This window comes from Streptomyces apocyni (genome assembly GCF_009739465.1).
Classification (GTDB): domain Bacteria; phylum Actinomycetota; class Actinomycetes; order Streptomycetales; family Streptomycetaceae; genus Streptomyces; species Streptomyces apocyni.
On sequence record NZ_WHOM01000065.1, the window covers coordinates 292,761 to 316,725 of the forward strand.

Sequence of the window (23,965 nt, forward strand, 5' to 3'; positions counted from 1 at the left end):
GATGCCTGACGCCTCGGCACGGCACGGACCCGGACCCGGACCCGTAGGCGGTGGCCGGGAAGCCGGTGATCCGCTGCCCCAGTTCGTCGCCCGGCTGCGGGCGGCCGGACTCGACCTGGACGCGGAGCAGCTCTGTGACGCGCTGTGGCTGGCGCGTTGGTCGCGGCCCACAGAGCTGTACGGCGAAGGCGGCGCCCCCAACGCCCAGGCCGTACGGCGCGAGCCCCCCGCCGACGGCCGTCCAAACCCGCCCCGGACCCCGGACCAGGACCAGGCCTCCGGCGATGATGACGACGCCCCCGGGCGGCCGTCGGACGAGGCGGCGCCGTACCCGCGTGGCGACGACTGGCGCGTGGACCTGTACCCGGTGCCGCCCGGGCAGGGCCCGCGCACCACGGCCGCCACCGGAGCGACCGGCCTCCCGCTCGGCGTGCCCGCCGCCCCCGCGTTCGCCGCACCCCGCGAACTCCAGCGCGCCCTGCGGCCCTTGCAGCGCTACCGCACCGGCGCCCCACCCCTGCGCCACGCTCTCGACGAGGACGCGACTGTCGAGGCCAGCGCCCGCGCGGGCGGGCTGATCCTGCCCGTCTTCCGGGCCGTGACCCGTGGCGACGCGCGGCTCCAACTGGTCCTGGACGCCTCGTCGTCGATGCGCGTCTGGCAGCGCATGTTCGACGAACTCCAGCAGGTGTTCGCACAGTTGGGGGCTTTCGGGGACATTCAGGTCTGCTACCTGCACCAAGGGCCCGACCTCGCCCCGGCGGTGAGCCGTCGCCTCGAAGCGGGCGCGGCGCCGCTGAACTCCGCGGACTGGCTGAGCGATCCGACCGGACGCCGGGTCACCGTACTGGTCAGTGACTGCGCGGGCCCCCTCTGGCACAGCGGGCACGCCCAGCGGCTGCTGCACCGGCTGGCCGGGCAGGCCCCCATCGCCGTACTGCAGCCGCTGCCGCAGCGGATGTGGAACCGCACCCGGCTGCCCGTCGCCTTCGGTGAGCTGTCGCGGGGTGAGGGGCCCGGGGGAGCGGCCGCTCTGCGGGTGACCGGCGCCGCGCCGCCCGGGGGTTCGGCGGGCGCGCTGCCTGTTCCCGTACTGCCGCCCGCGGCCGGGGCGCTGGGCGCCTGGGCGCGGCTGCTGTCCGGGACCGGTGGGGGGCGGGTCGCCGGAGCGGTCGGCTGGGTACGGGCGGACCACCGCGCGGCGGCCGCCCCACGCGTGGCGCGGCCGCTGTCGCCGCTCGAAAGGGTGAGCAGGTTCCGTTCGGTGGCCTCGCCCGCCGCGGGGAGGCTCGTCGTCTATCTGGCGGCGGCGCCGCTCTGCCTGCCCGTGATGCAGCTGGTGCAGCGCACGATGCTGCCGGGCTCCGGGCCGTCGGAGCTGGCCGAGGTCCTGTTGAGCGGGCTGCTCTCGCGCGGCAAGGGCGAGCATCTGGACGACACCGACGGCGGGCAGTGGTACGAGTTCGCGCCAGGCGTCCAGGAAGTGCTGCTGGGCCCGTTGGGGCAGGACGAGGCGATGCTGGTGCTCAAGCACTGCTCGGAGTACATTGCCGCGCGGTTCGGCAGGAGTGGGCCGAACTTCCCCGCCCTGGCCTTCGCCCAGCTCGGCGAAGGCACCGGGGCGCGGCGGGCGGCGCCCGGGGGCCACACCGGCGCCGGGGCGGTGAGCGGAGCCAGGCGTGACGGCGGCGGCGACCGGCGCGACATGGCAGATGAACGGGGCGAGGGCGACGAGCGCGCCGAGGGAGATGAGCGCGCCGAGGGCGCCGTGCCTCTGGTCCCGGGGCCCTTCGCCGAGGTCGCCGCACGCGTCCTGGAGCGGTTTATGCCGCTGCCCGAGGAGTTCGCCCTGTACGGCGACCGGGGCGGCCGGGACGCCCCCGGCGACCGCCCGCCGCACACCGCCGTGGCCGGGGCGCGTGAGCTGGTCGCCAGGTTCGACGCGGACGGCATGGTGCAGGACCTGATCGACGCCGTGCAACTCCTGCGGGGCGCCACCGAGCGGGAGCGCCCCGCAGGCGCCGACCCGGGGTTGTGGGCCGAGTACGCCCGCTGTCTGCTGCGTCTGTGGGAGGTGCGGGGCGGCGGCGAGCTGCTGCGCGAGGCGGAGGCGGCCGCCGAGCGAGCCGTCGCCCACCCGAGCGCCGTACCCGAACGTGCCGTACTAGCACGGGTGTTGCATGCCGCGGCAGACGACAGGCGGCGCCGTGGCGACCGGCACGGGGCACTGGAGCTGCTGCGTCGCGCGGACCGGGAGTACGCCGTGGCCTGTGCCGCGCCCGGACTTGAGGCCACCGAGGCGCTCTGGCTGACCCTGGAGCGGGTACGGGCCCTGGAGGCGCAGTGGCGTCTCGGCGGTGACAGCGCGCTGCTCCAGGCGGCCGTGGGCATGCTGGAAGCCTTCGCCGACGCCTGGCCGGAGCGGCCGGGCCGCCGCCCGCGCGGCCTGCTCCTCGCGCACGGCCGTACGCTGCTGAGGCTGGCCGGGGTCACCACCGACGCGGAACAGGTCCGGGCGTACGCGGCCGACGCGGCGCGCTCCCTGCGCGAGGCGCTGGAGCCGGACCCCGCCAATCCGGACCCCGCCAACCCCGGCCCATCGCCCTCGCCTTCGTCGCCTTCATCGTCCTCGCCGCTGTCCGCCGGTGACCGCCGCCGCGTCCTGCTCGACCTGGTCGACGCCCTGCTGCGGTCCGAATCGGGCCTGGCCGAAGCCGAGTCGAGGATCGAGACGGCCTTGTCCGAGACACCGGACCAGCGCCTCGCCGCCAGCCTGCTGATCCGCTCGGGGCGCGTGCGGGTCGCCAGGTACGAGGAGTCGCGCGACCCGCGCGAACTCGCCGAAGCGGCGGAACGGTTCGCCCGGGCGGCCCGTGGAGTGCCGAGGGACGCCCCCGAGCACGCCGACCTGCTCGCGGAGTGGGGCGAGGTGCTGCTCCGCGCCGCCGGGTCCGGTACCGGAACTGGCACCGATGCCGACGCCGACCGCGCCGCACGCACCGGGCAGGCCGTACGGGTGCTGCGCGCCTGCCAGTCGGAGACCCCGCCCGGGCACCGGCAACTGGCGTTCCGGCTGGTGCTGCTCGGCCGTACGCTCATGCTGCGGTACCGGGCCACCGGCGACCGGGTCGATCTGCGCGAGGCCGAGCACCTGTTCTCCGTCGCGTCCCAGGAGGCGCCGAACGCGCTGGCCAGGGCCCGCTGTCTGCTGGACCTCGGCCAGGCACGGTTCGAGGCGTACCGCAGCCTGGCGCGGCCCGCCCGGCTCGACGAGGCGGCGGACGCGTTCCGTGCCGCGGCGCAGGCGGCGCGCGAGGCCGAGGAGGAGGCCCAGACATCCCAAGTGCGGCACGGTGCCATGGAGTTGGCTGCTCGGGCGCAGCACTGGCGGGGTATGACCTATGAAGCGGCCGCGCGCCCACGCGCGGCGCGCGAGGCGTACCGGGCCGCTCGGGACGAATGGGTCAGGCTGCCGGACGCGGGCGCTACGGCGAGGGATGAGCCGAACCCGGGCCAGACGGCGCTGCGGCTGGCCGCACTGGACTGAGACCGGACTGAGACTGGACTGAGAAGGGGGACACGCGATGGCGATCAGCGAGGGCGAAGGGGACGAGGCCCTGCCGGACCTGCTCGAACTCGATCTGGAACAGCTGCGCACCCTCGACCATCCGGTGCTGACCGCGGTGCTGGCGGACCTACGGGAGCGGGTGGCGGAGCCAAGCGAGACGTTATGGGGGTTCAACAGCGCTCTGTGAACGTGCGTGCCCAGCCGTGCGGCAGGGCGGACATTTTCGGTCGACGTCGTGGCTGATTCGGACAAGGCCGATCGTTGAGCGTTTGTCGGTCTGCCACGACAGGAACGTGCCGGGTCAGACCGATGGCCGCAGCAGGGGGGTGCCGCAGTGTCGCGACAGGTGGTCCCCGAAGCCCGCGTAGCCCGCGCCGCCGCCCCCTTCCGGCAGTTCATCGTCAAGGTGCACGGTCACTGCAACCTCGCCTGCCGCTACTGCTACCTCTACGAGGGCCCCGACCACACCTGGCGCACCCGCCCCGCCGCCGCGGGCCCCGAGGTCCTGGACCAGGCCGTGGCCCGGATCGCCGAGCACGCCGCCCGGCACGCCCTGACCCGTGTCTCCCTCGTGCTGCACGGCGGCGAGCCGCTGCTGGCGGGAGCCTCCCGGCTGGCCGACTGCGCCGAGCGCCTACGCGACCGGGTACCGGAGAACTGCGCCGTACACGCCACCGTGCAGACCAACGCCACCCTGCTCACCGGTGAGCGGATCGCCACACTGGCCCGGCACGGCATCACCGTCGGGATCAGCCTCGACGGCGGTCTCGCCCGGCACAACACCCTGCGCACCGACCGCGCGGGCCGCCCCTCCTGGCCCGCGGCGGCGCGCGGCGCCAGACTGCTGGCCGACCAGCACCCACAGGCGTACGCCGGAATCCTCACCGTCATCCACCTCGCGCACGACCCGATCGAGACCTACGAGTCGCTGCTCGAGCTACGCCCACCCGCCCTGGACCTGCTCCTGCCGCACGGCAACTGGAGCACCCCGCCGCCCGGCCTGCCGACGCGCGGCACCCCATACGGAGACTGGCTGTGCACGGTCTTCGACCGCTGGTGGACGGCCGGCCGCAGAGAGACCCGGATCAGGCTCTTCGAGGAGTGCCTCGCCCTGCTGCTCGGCCTGCCCGCCGCCACCGAGGCGCTGGGCACCGAACCGTTCACCGCGGCCGTCATCGAGACCGACGGCTCCATCGAACAGGTCGACGCGCTCAAGTCCGCCTACGAAGGCGCCGCCAGAACCGGACTCGACGTCTTCCGGCACTCCTTCGACCAGGCCCTGCGCCACCCCGGCGTCGCCGCCCGGCAGGCGGGCCTCGCGGCACTCGCCGCCCAGTGCCAGGCCTGCCCCCTGGTCACCGTCTGCGGCGGCGGCCACTACGCGCACCGCTACCGCGCGGGCCACGGCTTCACCAACCCCTCGGTGTACTGCGCCGACCTCCAGCGCCTCATCCGCCATGTGGCGGCCCGGCTCGCCGCGTCAGCGGCCCGCACACCAGGAGGTGCCGCGCGGTGACCGCCGTCGTCCCCGCGCGCGTGCTGCGTGAACTCGGCCGGACCGAAGGCGGGCCCGAGGCTCTGCGGCTGCTCGTACACGACCAGCACACCAGGCGGCTACTCCTGCTGCGCGCCGTGCTCGACGCCGCCGAAGCCGCACCCGAAGCCGTCTGCCCCCGCCGTGACCTACGGCGGCTGCGCGCGGACTGGGCGCTCCTGGAGGCCGCCGAACGGGCCGGGGACAGCGGGCGCTCCGTCGTGCGCTCGCTCCTCCTGCACCCGTTGCTAGGCCCCTGGGCCAAGCGCTGCCTTACCGGTCTGACCGGCCCCGCGCGCACCCCGGAACTCGCCTGGGACCTAGCCCACTTCAGCGCTGTCGCGGCCGCCGCCGCCACCCGGGCGCGGGTGCCGTTCACGGTGCCCCTGACCGCCTACGACGGGCTGCTCGCCCTGCCGACCCTCGGCGCGCTGCGTACCGGAAGCCGTGCGCCCGTCGCGGTCGACGCGTCCCTGGGCCGGACCGCGCTGACCCTGCGGCGGCGCGGCGCGGCGCCGGTCAGGGTGTACCCGCAGGCGGACTACGGAGCCTGGTCCACGGCCCCCGCCTGGGCACCCCTGCACAGCCTGACGGGAGTCACCGCGGACTCCGCCCCCGTACCGCTCGATGACCTCGACCCCTACCGGGCCATCCAGACCCAGCCACGGCCCGCGCGCCTGAGCGAGGTCAACACCCTCACCGACGCCACCCGCAAGCAGTGGCTGAACGCCTGGTCAGGCACCGCCGAACTGCTGGCGCTCAGCGGCCCGCACCGCACCGCCGAGGCCGCCGCCCTGCTGCGCTGCCTGGTGCCGCTGGCCGCCCCGCCCGGCGCGGGGCCAGTCGGCAGGGACGGACCAGCCGGTACGGACGGAACAGCCGGTACGAACGGACCAACGGACGGGCCAGCCGGGCCAGTCGGCAGCTGTAGCGCCACCCGCCGCGAGGCCTTCGGCGCGGTGCTGAGTACGACACCCGCCACCACGGCCCTCTTCGCCGCCACCCTGGTGCACGAACTCCAGCACGCCAAACTGGCCGCCCTCAGTGATCTCCTGCCGCTCCACCACGCCGACGCCACCGCCCGCTACTTCGCGCCCTGGCGGCCCGACCCACGGCCCTTCGACGGCCTCTGGCAGGGCGCCTACAGCCACCTCGCCCTGGCCGACTACTGGCAGCGGCTCGCCCTGGCCACCCACCACGTACCGCTCCGCGACCAGGCCTGGGCCGCCCACGCACGCTGCCGCGAACAGGTCGGCGCGGCGCTGCCCGCCCTGGTCGGCTCACCGGACCTCACCCCGGACGGGCGCCGGTTCGCCGACGCGATGGTCGGCGCGTACACCAGGCTGCTGCGGAACCCGCCCCCCAAGGGACAACTCGCCAGGGCCACCGCGTACGTGAGTACGGCGCGATCTCTCTGGCATCAGCGGCATGGGCCGTTCAGGCGGTGAACAGTACTCCTTTCATGGGAAGTTGAGAGCGACCCGCAGTTGACTGCCGGGCCTGGCGACGGCTATCGCGGACGCTTGCGGGACTCTAAAATGGCGCAGGGAGGCGGCCGCATGTCTGGAGCTCGTACAGCGGGCAGGCAAACGATCACGATCAGCTTCGCCGGTTTCAACCGAGCGTGGGCGGCCTGGATCGGGGACTGTCTGGAACGACGCGGCCATCGGGTCGTCTACCAGCGCTGGGACCCCTCGGTCCAGGTGCCGCTGGAGGAGTCGCTGCGCGACCTGATGCTGGCGCCAGGAAAGATCCTGGTCATTCTCAGCGCCTGGTACTTCCAACTCGGGCCGCGCAGCCACCAGGAGTGGAACGCCGCCCTGCGCGAGGTCGTCGCCCCCGACCCCGGCCGGTTCGCCGCCGTCTCCGTCACCACATCGGCCGTGCCGAGCGCCAGCAGCGTCTTCGGCGCCTACGACCTCACCAACCTCGGTTCCGACGAAGCCGAGCGGCGCGTCATCGAAGCGCTGGGAATTCCCCTGACGCCCCCGGCGAAGTCGGCGCAGGACAGTAAGCGCGGCCCGCGCTTCCCCGCCGACACCCCCGAGGTCTGGGGCGGCGTGCCCCGGCGCAACACCCGCTTCACCGGCCGGGAACGCCTGCTGAACGACGCGTACCACCTGTTGCAAGCCTCCGGGCAGGGCGCCCGCGTGGTGACGCTGCACGGCATGTCCGGCGTGGGCAAGACCCAGCTCGCCGCCGAGTACGTCCACCGATTCGGCTCCGAGTACGACGTGGTCTGGTGGGTCAGCGCCGGGAACCGCGGCACCTACCGGCGGCGGATGGCCGAGCTGGCCCCCGCCCTTGACCTGGCGACCGGCGCCGAGTACGGCGAGCGGCTGCGCGCCGTAGGGGACGCGCTGCGCCGTGGCGACCCGTACGCCCGCTGGCTCCTCGTACTCGACGGCGCCGACGAACCCGACCAGATCTGGGACCTGGTGCCCACCGGCCCCGGCCACGTCCTGATCACCTCACGCAACCCCGAATGGGGCGAGCACAACAGCCGGCTCCTGGAGATCCCCGTCTACGAGCGAGCCGAGTCCGTCGCCTTCGTACGCCGCCGCGCCCCCCGGCTCTCCGAGCCGGAAGCCGACCTGCTGGCCGAGGCCCTCGGAGACCTCCCCCTGCTCCTCGACCAGACGGGTGGCTGGCTGAACGACTCCGACCTCTCCGTCCAGGCGTACATCGAGCTGCTCGAAGGCGGCATCGACCAGGACGTGGTCAAGGTCTCCGCGGACTTCCCGCTCGCCTTCCAGACCGCCTGGTCGATACTGCTGAACAAACTCCGCGACACCGTCCCGGAGTCCGTGGACCTGCTGCGGCTGTGCACCTTCTTCGCACCCGGCACCATCCCCGTACGCATCGTCAAGGAGATGCCGCGCGGTGAACTCCCCGAGCAACTCGTCGGCCTGCTGAACGACCCGCTGCTCTGGAACAAGGCGGTCAACCAGCTACGGCAGTACTCGGTGGTCCGTATCGAGCCCTACGAAACGGGGTCCGACGAGGCCGCGCCCTCCGGCGAGTCCCTCTATCTGCACCGGATGGTCCACCAGATCGTCCACCGGGACATGCCCGACGCGGACCGCCAGGAGTTCATCGACGTGGTCCGCCGGGCGCTGGCGGCAGCCGACCCCGGCCGTCCCACCGACACCCGCCTCTGGCCGCGCTACGCGGAGATCGTCCCGCACCTCAAGTACGCCGACGTGCTGCGCACCACCGACCCGGCGGTGCAGTCGCTCGTCCTGAACTGCCTGCGCTATCTGTACCTCTCCGGCGAGTACACCCCCGGCATCAAGCTCGGCGAGCGCGCCCTGACCGCCTGGAAGGAACAACTCGGCGAGACCCACCCCCGGATCTGGGACCTCACCCACCACTACGTCAACCTGCTGCGGGTGGTCGGCGGCTACGCGCGTACGGAACCCATCGACCGCGCCGCGGTCGACCACCTGTACGGCGAACGCGGATCCCAGGACCTGGACTACCTGCGCGCGGCGACCGGTCTCGCCGCCGACCTGCGAGGCCTGGCCCGCTACGAAGAGGCCCTGAAGCTGTCCCGACAGGTGCTCAAGGGCTATCAGGAGCTGCTGGGCGAACAGGACTCCCGCACGCTGAGCGCCCAGAACAACCTGGCGGTCTCGCTGCGACGGCTCGGCCGATACCAGCAGGCACTCGAACTTGACCTGCGCACCCTGGAAGCCAGGCGGCAACTCCTGCGCTCCCGGCACAACTGGACGCTGTCCTCGGAGATCTCGTACGCCCAGGACCTGCGGCTCCTCGGCCGCTACGGCGAGGCCGAGTCGCTCCAGGCGCAGAGCGTGCGGGTGCACCGGATCGTGATGGGCCGCGACCATCCACAGACCCTGGACGCCGAGTACAACCTCGCCCTGTGCCACTACCGCGTCGGCGACCGGGAGAAGGCCGGAGCGCTGCTCGCCCGCGTACGGGAGCGCGGTGAGCGCGTCCTGGGCGAGGCGGACCCGCTGGCGGTGCAGTTCGCCGTGGGCCAGAGCTGCTTCGCCCGTGAGCACGGCGACATCGACCAGGCCAGGGAGACCAGCGAGTCCGTCGTCACCCATTACCTGCGGATGTTCGGGGAGCACCACCCCTTCGTCGCGGGCGCCCGCGCCAACCTGGCACTCGTCCTGCGCCACGTCGGGGAGCGCCGCGAGGCCCACGCGCTCATCGACAAGGCGCTCGCCGACATGGCCCGGGCCGTGGGCGAGACCCACCCCTGGACGCTGGGCTGCGCCATCAACGCCTCCGCGGCGCACAATCTCGCGGGCGACCTGGAGGCGGCGGCCGAACTCAGCGGGGCCACCGTCACCCGGGCCACCGAGACCCTTGGCCGTACGCACCCACTGACGCTGTCCGCGCGGATCGCGTACGCCGCTGACCTGCGGGGGCTGCGGGACCGCCGACAGGCCGAGAAGACGGAGGAGGAGGCCCTGGGCGACCTGGCGGCCACGCTGGGCGCCCAGCACGTCCACACCATCTCCGCCCGGTCCCGCAACCGCCCGTACTGGGACTTCGAGTCGTAAGAATTCGAGTCGTAAGAGAACGGGGAGGGGCCCGGCACCGAGACGAACTCGGTGCCGGGCCCCTCAGGGCTTGAGGCTCAGGCCTCGAAGACCTCGCGGACCAGCTGCTCCTGCTCCGCCTGGTGGCGCTTCGCGGAGCCGACCGCCGGAGACGAGCCGTGCGGCCGCGAGATGCGGCGCAGACGCTCGTCGTGCGGGATGTCGGCACCGACGGCCAGGTCCAGGTGGTCGATCAGGTTGAGCGCGATGAAGGGCCAGGCGCCCTGGTTCGCGGGCTCTTCCTGGACCCACAGGTACTTCGCGGCGTTCGGGTACTTGGAGATCTCCGCCTGGAGCTCGGCACCCGGCAGCGGGTACAGGCGCTCGATACGGATGATCGCCGTGTCCGTCGCACCGCGCTTCTGGCGCTCGGCCTCCAGGTCGTAGTAGACCTTGCCCGCGCAGAAGACGACCTTGCGGACCTGGGCCGGGTCGGCCGTGGCGTCGCCGATGACGGGACGGAAGCCGCCCGTGGTGAACTCCTCCGCCTTGGAGGCCGCCGCCTTCAGACGCAGCATCGACTTCGGGGTGAAGACGACCAGCGGCTTGTGGTGCGGGTTGTGCACCTGCCAGCGCAGCAGGTGGAAGTAGTTCGACGGGAGGGTCGGCATCGCGACCGTCATGTTGTTCTGCGCGCACATCTGGAGGAACCGCTCGGGGCGCGCGGACGAGTGGTCCGGGCCCTGGCCCTCGTAGCCGTGCGGCAGCAGCAGCGTGACGCCGGAGGTCTGGCCCCACTTCTGCTCGGCCGAGGAGATGAACTCGTCCACGACAGTCTGCGCGCCGTTGACGAAGTCACCGAACTGGGCCTCCCACATGACCAGCGCCTCGGGGCGGGCCAGCGAGTAGCCGTACTCGAAGCCCATGCAGGCGTATTCCGAGAGCAGCGAGTCGTAGACGTTGTAGCGGGCCTGGTCGTCCGACAGGTACTGCAGCGGGGTGTAGTCCTCGCCGGTCTCCTGGTCGACGAGGACCGCGTGCCGCTGGCCGAAGGTGCCACGGCGGGTGTCCTGGCCGGAGAGCCGGACCGGGACGCCCTCCATCAGCAGCGAGCCGATGGCGAGGGTCTCGCCCATGCCCCAGTCGATCGTGCCGTCCTCCACCGAGGACGCGCGGCGCGTCATCTGCGGCATCAGGCGCGGGTGCACCTTGATCCGGTCGGGGATGTTGACCTGCGACTCGGCGATCCGCTTGACGGTCTCCTGGGAGATCGCGGTGGACGCCGACTCGGGGAACCCGGCCTGCGGGTCGACCCCCTGGTACTCACTCGGCTGGGTGGCGGCCTCACGGACCTCCGTGAAGACCTTCTCCAGCTGACCCTGGTAGTCCTGCAGGGCCTGCTCGGCCTCTTCCAGGGTGATGTCGCCGCGGCCGATGAGGGACTCGGTGTAGAGCTTGCGCACCGAGCGCTTCTTGTCGACCAGCGAGTACATCTGCGGGTTGGTGAACTGCGGGTTGTCGCCCTCGTTGTGACCGCGGCGGCGGTAGCAGATGAGGTCGATCACGACGTCCTTGTTGAACGCCTGGCGGAACTCGAAGGCGAGCCGCGCCACGCGGACGCAGGCCTCCGGGTCGTCGCCGTTCACATGGATGATCGGCGCCTCGATCATGCGGGCCACGTCCGTGGCGTACATCGAGGAGCGGGAGGATTCCGGGGCGGCGGTGAAGCCGACCTGGTTGTTGATCACCACATGGACCGTGCCGCCGGTGCGGTAGCCGCGCAGCTGGGACATGTTCAGCGTCTCGGCCACGACGCCCTGGCCCGCGAAGGCCGCGTCACCGTGCAGGGCGATCGGCAGGACCGTGAAGTCCGTACCGCCCTTGTTGATGAGGTCCTGCTTGGCGCGGGCCACGCCCTCCAGGACCGGGTCGACCGCCTCAAGGTGCGAGGGGTTGGCGACCAGCGAGACCTTGATCTGCTCGCCGTCCAGGCCCGTGAAGGTGCCCTCGGCGCCCAGGTGGTACTTGACGTCGCCGGAGCCGTGCATCGACTTCGGGTCGAGGTTGCCCTCGAACTCGCGGAAGATCTGGGCGTACGACTTGCCGACGATGTTCGCCAGGACGTTCAGCCGGCCACGGTGGGCCATGCCGATGACGACCTCGTCCAGGCGCGACTCGGCGGCCGAGTCGATGACCGCGTCGAGCAGCGGGATGACGGACTCGCCGCCCTCGAGCGAGAAGCGCTTCTGGCCGACGTACTTGGTCTGCAGGAACGTCTCGAAGGCCTCGGCGGCGTTCAGCCGGCGCAGGATGCGCAGCTGCTCCTCGCGCTCCGGCTTGGTCGTGGCGCGCTCCACCCGGTCCTGGAGCCACTTGCGCTCCTTGGGGTCCTGGATGTGCATGAACTCGATACCGGTGGTGCGGCAGTACGACTCACGCAGCACGCCCAGGATGTCGCGCAGCTTCATCATCGACTTGCCGGCGAAGCCGCCGACCGCGAACTCACGCTCCAGGTCCCACAGGGTGAGGCCGTGCTCGGTGATGTCCAGGTCGGGGTGCTTGCGCTGGCGGTACTCGAGCGGGTCCGTGTCGGCCATGATGTGGCCGCGCTGACGGTAGGAGTGGATCAGCTCGAAGACCCGGGCGGGCTTGGTGACGTCGTCGTCGTGGCTGGTGTCGATGTCCTTGAGCCAGCGGACCGGCTCGTAGGGGATACGCAGCGACTTGAAGATCTCGTCGTAGAAGCTCTCCTCGCCGAGGAGGAGGTTCGCGACGATCCGCAGGAACTCGCCGGAGGCGGCGCCCTGGATCACCCGGTGGTCGTAGGTCGACGTGAGCGTCATGACCTTGGAGATGCCCAGCTTGTTCAGGGTGTCCTGCGAGGTGCCCTGGAACTCGGCCGGGTAGTCCATCGAGCCGACGCCCATGATCACGGACTGGCCGGGCATCAGGCGGGGCACGGAGTGGACCGTGCCGAGGCCGCCCGGGTTGGTCAGCGAGACGGTGACGCCGGTGAAGTCGTCCATCGTCAGCTTGTTGTTGCGGGCGCGCCGGACGATGTCCTCGTAGGCCTGCCAGAACTCGAAGAAGTTCAGGGTCTCGGCCTTCTTGATGCCCGCGACGACGAGCTGGCGGTCGCCGTTGGGCTTGACCAGGTCGATCGCCAGGCCGAAGTTGACGTGCTCCGGCTTGACCAGGGTCGGCTTGCCGTCCTTCTCCTGGTAGGAGTAGTTCATCGACGGCATGGCCTTAATGGCCTGCACCATCGCGTACCCGATGAGGTGGGTGAAGGAGATCTTCCCGCCCCGGGCGCGCTTGAGGTGGTTGTTGATCACGATGCGGTTGTCGAAGAGCAGCTTCACCGGGATCGCGCGGACGGACGTCGCCGTCGGCACCTCCAGGGAGGCGTTCATGTTCTTCGCGACGGCGGCCGACGGGCCGCGCAGCGTGACGTAGTCGGGGCCGGCCGGGGCCTCGGTCGCGGGTTCCGCCTTGGCGGCGGGCTCGGCCTTGGCCTTGGCGGCGGCGGGCTTCGGGGCCGCGGCGGGCTTCGCCGGGGCGGCGGGCTTCGCTGGAGCTGCCGGTGCGGCAGGCGCGGCCTGGGCCGCGGGCTTCGTCGGCGTGGCTGCCGGTGCCGGAGCAGGGGTCGTGGCCGGAGCCGCGGGCGTGGTGGTGCCCGCAGCCCCCGCGGCTGCGGCACCCGGGGCGGGGCTCTCCGTCGCCTTCACCGATGCGGCTTTGCCGCCCGGCTTGTAGTCAGCGAAGAAGTCCCACCAGGCGCGGTCGACTGAATTCGGGTCCTGGAGGTACTGCTGATAGATCTCGTCGACGAGCCACTCGTTAGGACCGAACGCGGTCGCAGGGTTCTTGCCCTGCCCGTCTTGGTCGGTCGAGACGCTCGAGTTACTGGGGGACTGTGGCGACACGGCGGTAACCGCCCTCTTCCGCTTCACAAGGTGGTGGACAGCGGGAATCAAGGCTACGCCTCTATGGCCGAGAGGTGCAGACCGGGCGGGCCTTTGGTCGTGTAAGTCACATCGCGAGTCGTGTTTCGGGGGCCGAAATGGCGGGAAACAAGCGGGGTTCCGGTGGGGCAGGCGCGCTTGAGGGGAGGGTCGCGGCCCTGAATGTCCGCACCCTTGGCCGTGAGCTCGTCCGAACTCGCGGCTTCCGTTCGAACCCTACGTCAACCGGGTGACCAGGGAATACCTGGAAGGGTGACCTGGATGCGGCAGCCGCGAGGGGATTCAGCCACACCGATCCGGCCGCCGTGGAGATCGACCGCCCAGCGGGCGATCGCCAGCCCCAGACCCGTACCGCCGTCGCTGCCGGGGCCGTGCGGGGTCGGGGCGAGGCCGCGGTTGAAGCGCTCGAAGACCCGGTGCCACTCGGAGCGCGGCATGCCGGGCCCCTCGTCCTGCACCTCCAGGGTGAGCGACTCGGGCGCCGCGCCCGCCCTGGCCCGTACGGTGACCCGGCCGTGCGGCGGGCTGTGCTTGACCGCGTTGTCGATCAGGTTCGCCACCACCTGGTGCAGCCGCTCGGCGTCGGCGTGCGCGGTCAGCTCGGGCGGGGAGACGTCGAGATGCAGATGGACGTCCGTACGGGTGTGCCGCCCGGACGAGGAGTACATCCCGTGGCGCTGCGCGGCGGCGGCGCCCGGCAGCTGCGCCTCCTTCAGCACGCCGGACAGATAGGGCCAGACCTCCAGGCGGCGGGCCCGCAGCGGTATCACTCCGTGGTCCAGGCGGGACAGGTCGAGCAGCGTCTCCACCAGGCCGCTGAGGCGCTCGGTCTGCTTCAGGGCCGTACGCATCGTCTCGGGGTCGGCGGCCGAGACGCCGTCCACCACGTTCTCCAGTACGGCGCGCAGCGCGGCGATCGGCGTCCGCAGCTCGTGTGAGACATTCGCCACCAGCTCCTTGCGGTGCCGGTCCTGGGCCTCCAGGTCCTCCGCCATGCGGTTGATGGTGCAGGCCAGGTCGCCGAGCTCGTCGCGGCGGTCCGCGCCGCGCACGCGGCGGGTGTAGTCGCCGTGCGAGATGGAGCGGGCGACGGTGTTCATCTCGTCCAGCGGGGCGGTCATCGAGTGCGCCACGAACTGGGTGATCAGCAGCGTCGCGATCACCGAGAAGACGGTGATGAAGCGCAGCTCGGTCTGGGTGCGCAGCGCGACCATCAGGAGCCCGGTGGTGATGAACACCGAGACGACCACCAGCGCCCCGAGCTTGGTCTTGATCGAAAACGGCCGCAGCCCCCGCACGGCGGCCCGCAGCCCCCGCACCACCCAGCGCCGAAGCGCCGCGCGCGTCGACCCGGGCGCCCCGCAGCCGCGCCGCGCCGCGCGACGCCCCCTGGACGAGCGCTCCCCGGCCCCGGCTCCGGCCTCGTTCCCGGCCTCGTTCCCGGCCTCGGTCCCGGTGTCGGCCTCGGCTCCGGCCCTGGTCCCTGCCTTGGTTTCGGCTCCTGCCTTGGCCTCGGCTCCGGCCTGGGTCCCGGCCCCGGTCTCGGTCCCGGCCTTGGCTCCGGCTCCGGCCCTGGTGCGGGCCTTGGCCTCGGTCGCGGCTCGGGCCATGGCCTGGGTCCCGGCCTCGGTCCCAGCCTTGGCCCCGGTTTCGGTCCCGGGCCTGGCCTTGCCCCCGGCTGCTGGGCCGCTTTCGTTGCTCGGAGCGCCGGACGCGTCGTCCGGTTTGCCGGGTCCACCGCTGGGGGTGCTGCCGCTAGGAGCGCCGGGTCGTCGGCTCCGGGGGGCGCTGGACTCGCCCCCTGAGCCGCACGGTGCGGCGAGGTCGTCACTCGCGGTGCCGCCCGTGGCGGGCTGCTCGCCGCCGCGCGTCGCGTGCGGCGCGGCGTCGGCGCGGCTGGGTCCGTCAGTCGCGGTGTGGTGGGCGTCGGCCGTGGCGTCGTGGGCGGGGCCTGCCGGGTCGGGCCCGGGGGTCATGGTGCTGGGCTCTCCAGCGCGTAGCCCACCCCGTGCACCGTACGGATGCGCTCCGCGCCGATTTTCCGGCGCAGTGCCTTGATGTGGCTGTCCACGGTCCGCGTACCGGACGCGTCCGCCCAGTCCCACACCTCCGCCAGCAGCTGCTCGCGCGAGAGCACCGCGCGCGGGCTGTTCGCCAGGCAGACCAGCAGGTCGAACTCGGTCGGGGTCAGATGGACGTCATCGCCGCCCACCCGGACCCGGCGCTGGGCGTGGTCGATCTCCAGTTCGCCGAGGCGGAGGAGGCCACCGCGCGGAGTCGTCGCGGCGAGGGCCGCGCGCTCGACTCTGCGGAGCAGGACATGCACCCGCGCCGCCAGCTCCCGCATCGAGAACGGCTTCGTCATGTAGTCGTCGGCGCCGACCCCGAGACCGACCAGCATGTCGGTCTCGTCGTCCCGCGCCGTCAGCATCAGCACCGGCACCGGACGCTGCGCCTGGACCCTCCGGCAGACCTCGAGCCCGTCGAAACCGGGCAGCATGACGTCCAGGATCAGCAGGTCGGGCTGCCACGCCTGGGCGGTCTCCACCGCCGCGGGCCCGTCGCTCGCGGTCTGGACGACAAACCCCTCGGCGCGCAGCCTCGCGGCGATGGCGTCGACGATCGTCAGGTCGTCCTCGACGACCAGCACCCGCCGTTGTGCGCCCGGCGTGGAGGCCGGGCCGCTATGGGAGGTGTGTGTCTGCTCCATCGCCCGCCCCTGAAGTGATCGCGTGTCGGTCAGCAGAGTAAAGGCAGCGGACACGGTGCGGCTACGCAGCCACGATGCCGAGGTGCACTACGTCCGGAACGCCCCGGGCAACCGGCATCTCTTCGGTACGCACCCCCCGGAATCCGGCATTCCGCATGGCCTGTTCGAAATCGGCCGACGGCTGCGCGGACCACACGGCCAGCACCCCGCCGGGCCTGAGCCGGGCCTGGCAGGCGGCGAGTCCGGCGGGCGAGTACAGCCCCTCGTTGTCCTTGGTGACCGTCCAGTCCGGCCCGTTGTCGATGTCCAGACACAGCGCGTCGTAGCGCTCGGTCGCGGCGTGCAGATACGCGATCAGGTCGGTGTGCAGGATCTCGGTACGGGGGTCCCGCAGCGCCGCTCCTGAGACGGTGGCCAGCGGAGCGGGCTCCCCGAGGTGCCAGTCGATAATGGCCGCCTCACGTTCGACGACCGCGATCCGCCCCCACCGGGGGTCCGCCGCCGCGTGCGCCAGCGAGAACCCAACGCCGAGACCACCGATCAACAGGCTCGGCAGGTCCGGCGCTGGCCGCGCCCCGAGCGCCGTACGCGCCGCGTCGACGAGAAGCCGCTCGGAGCGGCCGTCCGAGGTGTCCATGAGGAAACACCCGTTGGCGATGATCTGCAGCAGCTCCCCGTGCCGCCGCAGCGCGACCTCGCCGTACGGGCCCTCGCGGCGATCCAGGACAACGGGTTCTGCGGGGTTGTACGCGTCTCGCATACCCCCCATCCTGCCGCAGCGCCCTCTCCCCACCCCACGACCCTGACGCCCACTCGACGAACTCCCTATAGGTTTGACGTGCTCCCTGGCCTAATGCCCAGGGGTTCCGGCCTGGGTCGTCTGACCCTTCCGGGGGCTTCCTGCTTCACCGCGCTGTGCGGGCACGGGTGCCCGTCTTACCGGCGCTCCACAGGCAGTTAGCGTCTCCGCCCGTCCGGCGGCGACGATTCGGCGTCCTTCGACGAGGACGTTTCGGGCTGCGTTGTGGTCGCGGTCATGCAGGGTGCCACAGGCCCCGCACGTCCACTCCCGGACGTGCAGGGGCTTGGGGCCGTCCCGGAACCCGCAAGCCGAGCAGACTTGAGAGGACGGGAAGGCCCGGTCCACCCTGGCGAAGGTGCGACCGCATTTGACCGCCTTGTACTCCAGCATGCCGACGAACGCGGACCACCCCGCGTCATGCACGGACTTGGCGAGCCGGGTACGGGCGAGGCCGGACACCGCGAGGTTTTCCACGTACACCGCTTGGTTGTCGCGAATGATCTGCGTGGATGCCTTGTGGTGCCAGTCCCGGCGCCGGTCCGCCACCTTGGCGTGCTGGCGTGCGACCTTGATGCGGGCCTTGGCCCGGTTCTTCGACCCTTTCTGCTTGCGGGACAACTCCCGCTGAAGACGCTTGAGCTTCTTCTCCGCCCGGCGCAGGAAGCGCGGGCTGTCGATCTTGCTACCGTCGGACAGGACGGCGAAGGCGGACAAGCCGAGGTCGATACCGGCGTCGGTCTCCAGCTCGGGCAGGATGTCCGGCTCGGTGTCCACGACGAAGCTGAGGAAGTACCGGCCGGAGCTGTCTTTCGTGACAGTCAGGGACGTGGGTGCGGCCGGCAGCCGCCGGGACCACGTGACCTTGAGGTTGCCGACCTTGGCCACGTATACCGTGCCGTCGTCCTGAACGGAGAAGGCGTTGGTGTTGAGGCGGATCGACTGCCGGGTGTCCTTCTTCGACTTGTAGCGGGGAGGGCCGACCTTGCGGCCCTGCCGCTTGCCCTTGACCGAGTCGAAGAAGTTCTTGTAGGCGGTGTCCAGGTCCCGCAGGGACTGTTGCAGGACGACCGCCGACACGTCGGCGAGCCAAGCGCGTTCCCCGGTGCGTTTGGCCTGGGTGACGCGAAGCCGGGACAGCTCGGCCGACTTCACGTACGGCAGCCCCGCCGCGTGCGCTTCCTTCCGGTCGCGCAGGCAGTCGTTCCACACCACGCGGGCGCACCCGAACGCACTCGCCAGCGCACGGCGCTGTGCGGCGTCCGGGTAGGTCCGGTAGTTGTAGCGGAGCTGCACACCCAAGATCCTAGCTACGATTGGTCTCACGGACGGGAAGAACGACTACAGGCATGGCAGGCACGTCGTTTCGGCGACGTCCGGGCCGGCGTCGAGGGCCGGTAATGTACTCCAGCGCCCGGCGGTCTCTCGTGCACGTCGCGGCGGGGACGCTGGTCGCCGTCGCGCTGCCCGTGCTCGGCATGAAGACCCAGAACCTGACCCTGGACCAGGAGTTCGGCGACTCACTGCCGATCGTCGCCACCTACAACCGCGTCAGCGACGCCTTCCCCGGCGGCTCGGACCCGGCTCGGAGGTAGTGGTGAAGGCCGCCGACATCACCGCGCCCGACACCCAGAGCGCGATCGCGGACTTCCGCGAGCAGGCGGTCAGTTCGGGCGCCTCACGCGGCCCGGTCGAGCTCGTCACACACGAGCAGCAGAACGTGGCGATCATCTCGGTACCGCTGGTCGGCGGCTCCGACCAGGAGGCGGCGGAGCAGAGCCTGAAGCTGATCCGCGACGAGATACGCCCCCAGACCCTCGGCCAGATCGAGGGCCTCGAAGCGCCCGTCACCGGCGTGATCGCCGGATCGCACGACTTCAACAAGCAGATCGTCTCGGCCGTGGCCCCGGTCTTCGCCTTCGTCGTCGTCTTCGCGTTCCTGCTGATGCTGCTCTGCTTCAGGTCGCTCACGATCGCGATCACCTCGATCGTCCTCAACCTCCTGTCGGTGGGGGCGGCGTACGGAATCCTGGTGGCCGTCTTCCAGTACGGCTGGGGCGCCTCGCTGGTCGGCGCCGAGGGTGTCGGCGCGATCATCTCCTGGCTGCCGCTGTTCCTGTTCGTGATCCTCTTCGGCCTGTCGATGGACTACCACGTCTTCGTCGTCTCCCGTATCCGCGAGGCCAAGGTCCAGGGGCGGACCACCCGCGACGCGATCACCCACGGCGTGGTCACCACGGCCGGGGTCGTCACCAGCGCGGCGGCGATCATGGTCGGCGTCTTCGCGATCTTCGGCACGCTCTCGATGCAGTCCATGAAACAGATGGGCGTCGGCCTGGCGGTGGCGGTCCTGATCGACGCGACGATCATCCGCGCGGTCCTGCTCCCCGCGGTGATGGCTCTGCTCGGCGAACGCAACTGGTACTTCCCAAGCTGGTTGAACTGGCTCCCGGACCTCACCCACGACGAGGCCCCGGCCCCCGCGCAGGCACCCGCGCCCCCGGCAAGCCCGCACGCGGAGCCCCTCCCCGCCCACCGGGGCTGACGCTCCGCAGCGGTGTGCACTTGTGGTGCGCACTTTGAGACAGTCGGACGGCTTGGAAGCCGTCCGACTGTCTCATCTTGTGCCGACGAGCCTGTCAGGCGGGGGCGGTTCCGGTGGCGAGCATGTGTGAGCTGGCGGACAGCAGGTCCGGGTAGGGCTCCGCCAGCCGTGCGGCTTCCAGGGCGGCGCGGAACATGGGTGTGTCCTGGACCGATTCGCCGGTGTGCTGTTCGGTGCCCTTGAGCACGGCCCACGCTGGGCCCTCGATCCCGTGGACCTTCACGTCCCGCAGGCCAGCGGCGCTGAGTTCTTCGGCCAGGCCCTCGGCGGTGTGGAAGTAGGACGCGGTGAAGCCCTTCCTGCCAGGCTGATGCACGCCGGTGGTGAGGATGTCGGTGACGGCGTTCCGTACGTGGTCCACGTCGAGCAGAGTGGTGGCGACGTGCTCGAACAGTGAGGCGTAGCGGCCAATGGCCGCCGCGGCGACGAGTCCGCCGGGCCTGACCACACGCAGAGCCTCGGCGAGGGCCCGGTCCCGGTCCTCCTGGTCGAGGAGGTGGTAGAGCGGCCCGAAGAGGAGGACGACGTCGTAGGAGTCATCCGGAGCGGCGAGCTTGCGGGCGTCGCCGAGTTCGGCGGTCGCTCCGGTCTCGGGGGCTTGGTCGATGTGGCGGGGGACGGGATCGATGACGTGGACCTGAAAGCCGTCCTCGACAAGCCACTGAGCGTGGATGCCGGGACCGCCACCCACATCGAGGACGCGCGCCGGGGAAGATGGCAGATGGCGGCGCAGGATCTCCTGCGTGCGGACGAGTTCGAGCTTGCCGTCGGCGCTGGAGGTGAGCCGGGCGGATTCGTCGATGGTCTGCGTATAGAAGTCGAGAACTTCAGGAGCGACCTGTGGCTCAGGTGTCATGGACGGGATCGTCTACCCTGACCGGTCAACCTGTCCAGCATGGAGGAGCCCCCCGTATGGCCGTTCTGAAGTACGAGGAGATCGCCGACGCGCTGCGGCAGCGCATCACCGACGAGGAGTTCGGCCCCGATGACCTCCTGCCGTCCCAACGGGAACTCATGGCCCTCTGGAACGTCTCCCGAGCGACCGTGATCAAGGCGTACGACACCCTCGAGCGCGACGGCCTGGTCGATGCGCGGCAGGGGCAGGGCTACCGCGTCAGCACGACACCGCTGGCCCGCCCGGCAGGCGGCCGTAAGTCCGGCTCGTCCAGGGCTTCGGGCCGGGCCTTCCGTATCGTCGGCAGCCCGACTCGGGAGGTTCCGCCCGCGCGAATCGCCGCCTGCCTCGGTCTGGGCGAGGGGCAGGAGGCACTGCGCCGGGAGCGGTTGGTGCAGCTCACCGACGGTTCCGCATGCTCGTCTGTGGTGGCCTGGTTCCCGCCTGACATCGCAGACGTGTGTCCGAAACTGGCCAGCGCGAAGCCGATCATCGAGGGCACGACCCGGTATATCCAGCGCATGACGGGTCGCGTCTCCGTGCGGGGCGTGGACGTCAAGAGGGTTCGTCTGGGGACCGAGAGCGAGGCCGCGTGGCTGGAGTGCGATCTGCCGTTCCCGGTGGTCGAGTTGCTGCACACCGCCGTTGACCAGGAGGGCAAGGCGATCGTGGTGGAGTATGGCGTGACTCCGGGCGATGTGTGGGAGGAGACCGAGACGTATCCGATGGGCGATGGTCACTGACGTCCGTGTGGTCGGGTAGCCGGATCACGTTGCCGTGACCCGGCCCCCTCAGAACCGGACGTGCGAGCTTTCCCCGCATCCGGCTCAAGCAAGCCCCATGGGCTTCGCAGGTCAGCAGGGTTATGTGGTCCTTTTGCCGTCGCCAGCGTGATGCTGACGGTGGCATTCGGAGTGCACGAGGCGAAGGTTGTTCCGCTCGTCCGTGCCGCCGTCTCGCCGGTAGGTGAAGTGATGCTTGTGGAGCATCTTCTTCGAGGCCGCGAACCAGTTGATCCACTCGCGTGGACTGTCCGGTTCGTACTCGGCTCCGACGATCAGCGCCTGCTTGCAGAGAGGACAGAGCCCCTGCTGCCGGACCGCCAGGAGAAGACTCGTCTTGTCCATCGGCGGTGGCGCTTTCCTGCGGCGGCGATGCTGCCAGTACTCGGTCAGAGCGGGATCGTCCGGGGACGCTCCGCCCTTGACGAGCTGGTGGCGGACGATGCCGGTCCAGGCGAACTTGATGAGGAAGGCGCCGCTGTCGCGGTCGCCGAACACCCACCGGTCTCGCCGGGACGGGTGGAACCTGCCGAAGTACCGGTCCACGACCCAGTGCCTCGACTTGTTGCGGTGACGTCGTCTGGCCCATTTGAAGGTCAGTCGCCACATGTAGTGATCCAGCGACGAGAACGTCGTCGTGGATGCCACCGCCCGGTAGTAGGCCGCCCAACCGCGAACGATCGGGATCAGTCTGCGCAACACGGCCTCGGCATTGGCCCCGTGCAGGGCCTTCACCTCGGTCCGTAATCGAGCCCGGAGCCTCGCGCAGGCCGCTGTGCTCGGAGTGATGATCAGTTTCTTCTGGCCCTTCCGACGGACATTGAATCCGAGGAAGTCGAACCCCTCATCGAGGTGGACGACCTGGGTCTTCTCCTCGTTGAAGCGAAGACCCCTCGGCTCCAGCCAGTCCTCCAGACGGGCCCTGACCTGGTGCACCTGTTCTTCGTCGTGGCAGAGCACGACGAAGTCATCGGCATACCTCACCAGCACCGGAGTGCCGGGCATCGCGCCGGGCTCACGCCCGGCCCGCACCGTGTATTGGCACCCTGCGGCCTGTTCCAGTCCGTGCAGAGCAGCGTTCAGCAACAGCGGGCTGATCACACCGCCTTGAGGAGTGCCCTCCTCGGTCGGTGCGAACCGGCCGCGGTCGATCACGCCCGCCTTCAGCCAGCCGCGGATCAGATCCCTGGCAGGGAACTGGCCGAGCATGGTCATGAGGTGGGTGTGGTCGATGCGGTCGAACGCCGCCGACAGGTCCGCGTCCAGGACCCACAGACGCTTCGGGTTCTTGCCCTTCACCGTCCAAAAGATCGCGGATATCGCGTCCTGGCAGCTGCGGCCGGGCCGGAAGCCATAAGACCTCGGCTCGAACCGCGCTTCCCACTCGGGTTCCAGCGCGTTCTTCACGCGGGCCTGGAGAACCCGGTCACGGATGACCGGGATGCCGAGTGGTCGCTGTTTCCCGTTGCTCTTCGGGATGAACACTCGCTTGACCGGCCTGGCCTTCCAGGGCTTCGACGACCGATGGATCTCGGCCGCCAGAGTGCCTCTCGCCTTCGGCGTGAGGGCCCGTTCCCCGTCGATGCCAGCCGTCATGCGACCACTGCTCTGCTGCGTCACCCGCTTCACGCTGACCAGCGTGTTACTGCGGCTTCGCAGCATGAGCTTCTGCAAGTTGCGGACCCTCTTGAGGTCCCCGTCCTGCGTCGCCTTGAAGATCCTCTGCCTCAGTCGCCGTACGTTCTCCTCGCAGGTGGCCCAGTCGATTCCGTGCCAGTCGAATAAGACGTCCTCGGGTCCGTTCACCGCAGACGAGGACACCACGACAGGTGCCGTGATCTCCATGTTCGCCTCCGGTGTCTAACTTGTCCCTCGGTTCCGGCTTCCTTGCAGTGGTGACTTCAAAGGCTCACCTGATCCACGTGGGCACCCTTTCGGGCCGGACCACCAGGGCCCGTATCCGGCGAGTTATGCGAGAGCGGGTGAAGGTCCCAATCTCCCGGTTTCCTCTGGCCTTTCGGCCCGCCGGCCTTCGCTTCTTGGATCTTCCTTCTCCCGCCAGGGACTTCAGCCTTCCTTGCGGTCGGCCTACCAAGCCAAGGCTTGGACCCCGTCGGGGTTTCCACGTTCCGCACCAGTAAGACGCGGCTGGGGTGGGCGCCCCCTCTACCCCGAGACCAGCGGTGTCCTCCCTCCGGGCTCAGTTACCCGAAGGTCGCTTGGTGCTTCCCAGCACCGGGTCCTGTGACCGCCGCCAACACGCCATCAGCGCGGTCTTAAAGTCACGAGGCATCATCGAGGGTTCACTTTCGTTCGCCCGTCCAGCCTTCCCCTCACCTGTTGCACCCCGATGGCCGGGACGCTCTTGGGCTTGAACGCTCCGCTTCACACCCCGCCGTTACCAGCGACGCATGGGAGCGCGGGGACGGACCTTGGACACTGGCCCGAAGTTCAGCCGATCGATACCTCCTTCACGTGGCTGGACTTACTTACCTGGAGCGACTTCGTGTCGCACACTGAGCGCTTCAGTTGGCGGGTTTCGCCAAGCACCGCGCTCAGGACGTGGCCGGGAGATCACTGCGGTCTGTCA

Annotated in this window: 13 protein-coding genes and 1 pseudogene; 7 read left to right on the forward strand and 7 right to left on the reverse strand. The window is 70.7% G+C overall.

Going from position 1 to position 23,965, the window contains the following annotated elements:
• Position 1 precedes the first annotated feature (1 nt).
• The 5 genes from GCN81_RS20305 (at position 2) to fxsT (ending at position 9,640) form a co-directional block, all read left to right on the forward strand.
• The gene (locus tag GCN81_RS20305; RefSeq protein ID WP_156726036.1) at positions 2 to 3,547 is read left to right on the forward strand and encodes an SAV_2336 N-terminal domain-related protein; all 3,546 of its coding nucleotides are present in this window, start codon (positions 2 to 4) and stop codon (positions 3,545 to 3,547) included.
• A gap of 37 nt (positions 3,548 to 3,584) precedes the next feature.
• A complete protein-coding gene (gene fxsA, locus GCN81_RS20310; protein WP_156726037.1) occupies positions 3,585 to 3,755 on the forward strand; it encodes an FxSxx-COOH cyclophane-containing RiPP peptide in 171 nt (56 codons plus the stop codon).
• A 147-nt stretch (positions 3,756 to 3,902) separates the two neighbouring features.
• Positions 3,903 to 5,084 carry an FxsB family cyclophane-forming radical SAM/SPASM peptide maturase gene (locus tag GCN81_RS20315; protein WP_231626863.1) on the forward strand — a complete coding sequence of 394 codons (1,182 nt, stop codon included), beginning with the start codon at positions 3,903 to 3,905 and terminating at the stop codon, positions 5,082 to 5,084.
• Complete coding sequence (locus GCN81_RS20320) at positions 5,081 to 6,550, forward strand: aKG-HExxH-type peptide beta-hydroxylase (protein WP_156726039.1); 1,470 nt, start codon at positions 5,081 to 5,083, stop codon at positions 6,548 to 6,550. The genes GCN81_RS20315 and GCN81_RS20320 overlap by 4 nt, the downstream gene beginning before the upstream one ends.
• Before the next feature lie 111 nt (positions 6,551 to 6,661).
• The gene (gene fxsT, locus GCN81_RS20325; RefSeq protein WP_156726040.1) at positions 6,662 to 9,640 is read left to right on the forward strand and encodes an FxSxx-COOH system tetratricopeptide repeat protein; all 2,979 of its coding nucleotides are present in this window, start codon (positions 6,662 to 6,664) and stop codon (positions 9,638 to 9,640) included.
• Between the two features lie 77 nt (positions 9,641 to 9,717).
• Here fxsT and GCN81_RS20330 read toward each other — a convergent pair whose 3' ends face one another.
• The 5 genes from GCN81_RS20330 to GCN81_RS20350 all read right to left on the reverse strand — a co-directional run bounded on the left by GCN81_RS20330 (position 9,718) and on the right by GCN81_RS20350 (position 18,389).
• Positions 9,718 to 13,545 carry a multifunctional oxoglutarate decarboxylase/oxoglutarate dehydrogenase thiamine pyrophosphate-binding subunit/dihydrolipoyllysine-residue succinyltransferase subunit gene (locus tag GCN81_RS20330; protein WP_156726041.1) on the reverse strand — a complete coding sequence of 1,276 codons (3,828 nt, stop codon included), beginning with the start codon at positions 13,543 to 13,545 and terminating at the stop codon, positions 9,718 to 9,720.
• Between the two features lie 260 nt (positions 13,546 to 13,805).
• The gene (locus tag GCN81_RS20335) at positions 13,806 to 14,873 is read right to left on the reverse strand and encodes a HAMP domain-containing sensor histidine kinase (protein WP_156726297.1); all 1,068 of its coding nucleotides are present in this window, start codon (positions 14,871 to 14,873) and stop codon (positions 13,806 to 13,808) included.
• Between the two features lie 683 nt (positions 14,874 to 15,556).
• The gene (locus tag GCN81_RS20340; protein WP_156726042.1) at positions 15,557 to 16,294 is read right to left on the reverse strand and encodes a response regulator transcription factor; all 738 of its coding nucleotides are present in this window, start codon (positions 16,292 to 16,294) and stop codon (positions 15,557 to 15,559) included.
• A 61-nt stretch (positions 16,295 to 16,355) separates the two neighbouring features.
• Positions 16,356 to 17,063 carry a spermidine synthase family protein gene (locus tag GCN81_RS20345; RefSeq protein ID WP_407697994.1) on the reverse strand — a complete coding sequence of 236 codons (708 nt, stop codon included), beginning with the start codon at positions 17,061 to 17,063 and terminating at the stop codon, positions 16,356 to 16,358.
• An 81-nt stretch (positions 17,064 to 17,144) separates the two neighbouring features.
• On the reverse strand, positions 17,145 to 18,389 hold the full coding sequence (locus GCN81_RS20350; RefSeq protein WP_156726044.1) for an RNA-guided endonuclease InsQ/TnpB family protein: 1,245 nt from the start codon (positions 18,387 to 18,389) through the stop codon (positions 17,145 to 17,147).
• A 106-nt stretch (positions 18,390 to 18,495) separates the two neighbouring features.
• Here GCN81_RS20350 and GCN81_RS20355 point away from each other — a divergent pair.
• Positions 18,496 to 19,638, forward strand: a pseudogene (locus GCN81_RS20355) (MMPL family transporter); the annotation flags it as partial.
• 94 nt (positions 19,639 to 19,732) lie between these two features.
• Here the strand turns inward: GCN81_RS20355 and GCN81_RS20360 are convergent.
• Positions 19,733 to 20,554: a class I SAM-dependent methyltransferase gene (locus GCN81_RS20360; RefSeq protein ID WP_156726045.1), complete on the reverse strand. Its 822-nt coding sequence runs from the start codon at positions 20,552 to 20,554 to the stop codon at positions 19,733 to 19,735.
• Positions 20,555 to 20,610: 56 nt separating this feature from the next.
• Between GCN81_RS20360 and GCN81_RS20365 the strand changes: the two genes are divergently transcribed.
• Positions 20,611 to 21,336, forward strand: coding sequence for a GntR family transcriptional regulator (locus GCN81_RS20365; protein ID WP_156726046.1), 726 nt, complete (start codon positions 20,611 to 20,613; stop codon positions 21,334 to 21,336).
• A gap of 120 nt (positions 21,337 to 21,456) precedes the next feature.
• On the opposite strand, the gene ltrA is transcribed toward GCN81_RS20365, so the two are convergent.
• A complete protein-coding gene (gene ltrA, locus GCN81_RS20370; RefSeq protein ID WP_156726047.1) occupies positions 21,457 to 23,220 on the reverse strand; it encodes a group II intron reverse transcriptase/maturase in 1,764 nt (587 codons plus the stop codon).
• Between the last annotated feature and the right edge of the window lie 745 nt (positions 23,221 to 23,965).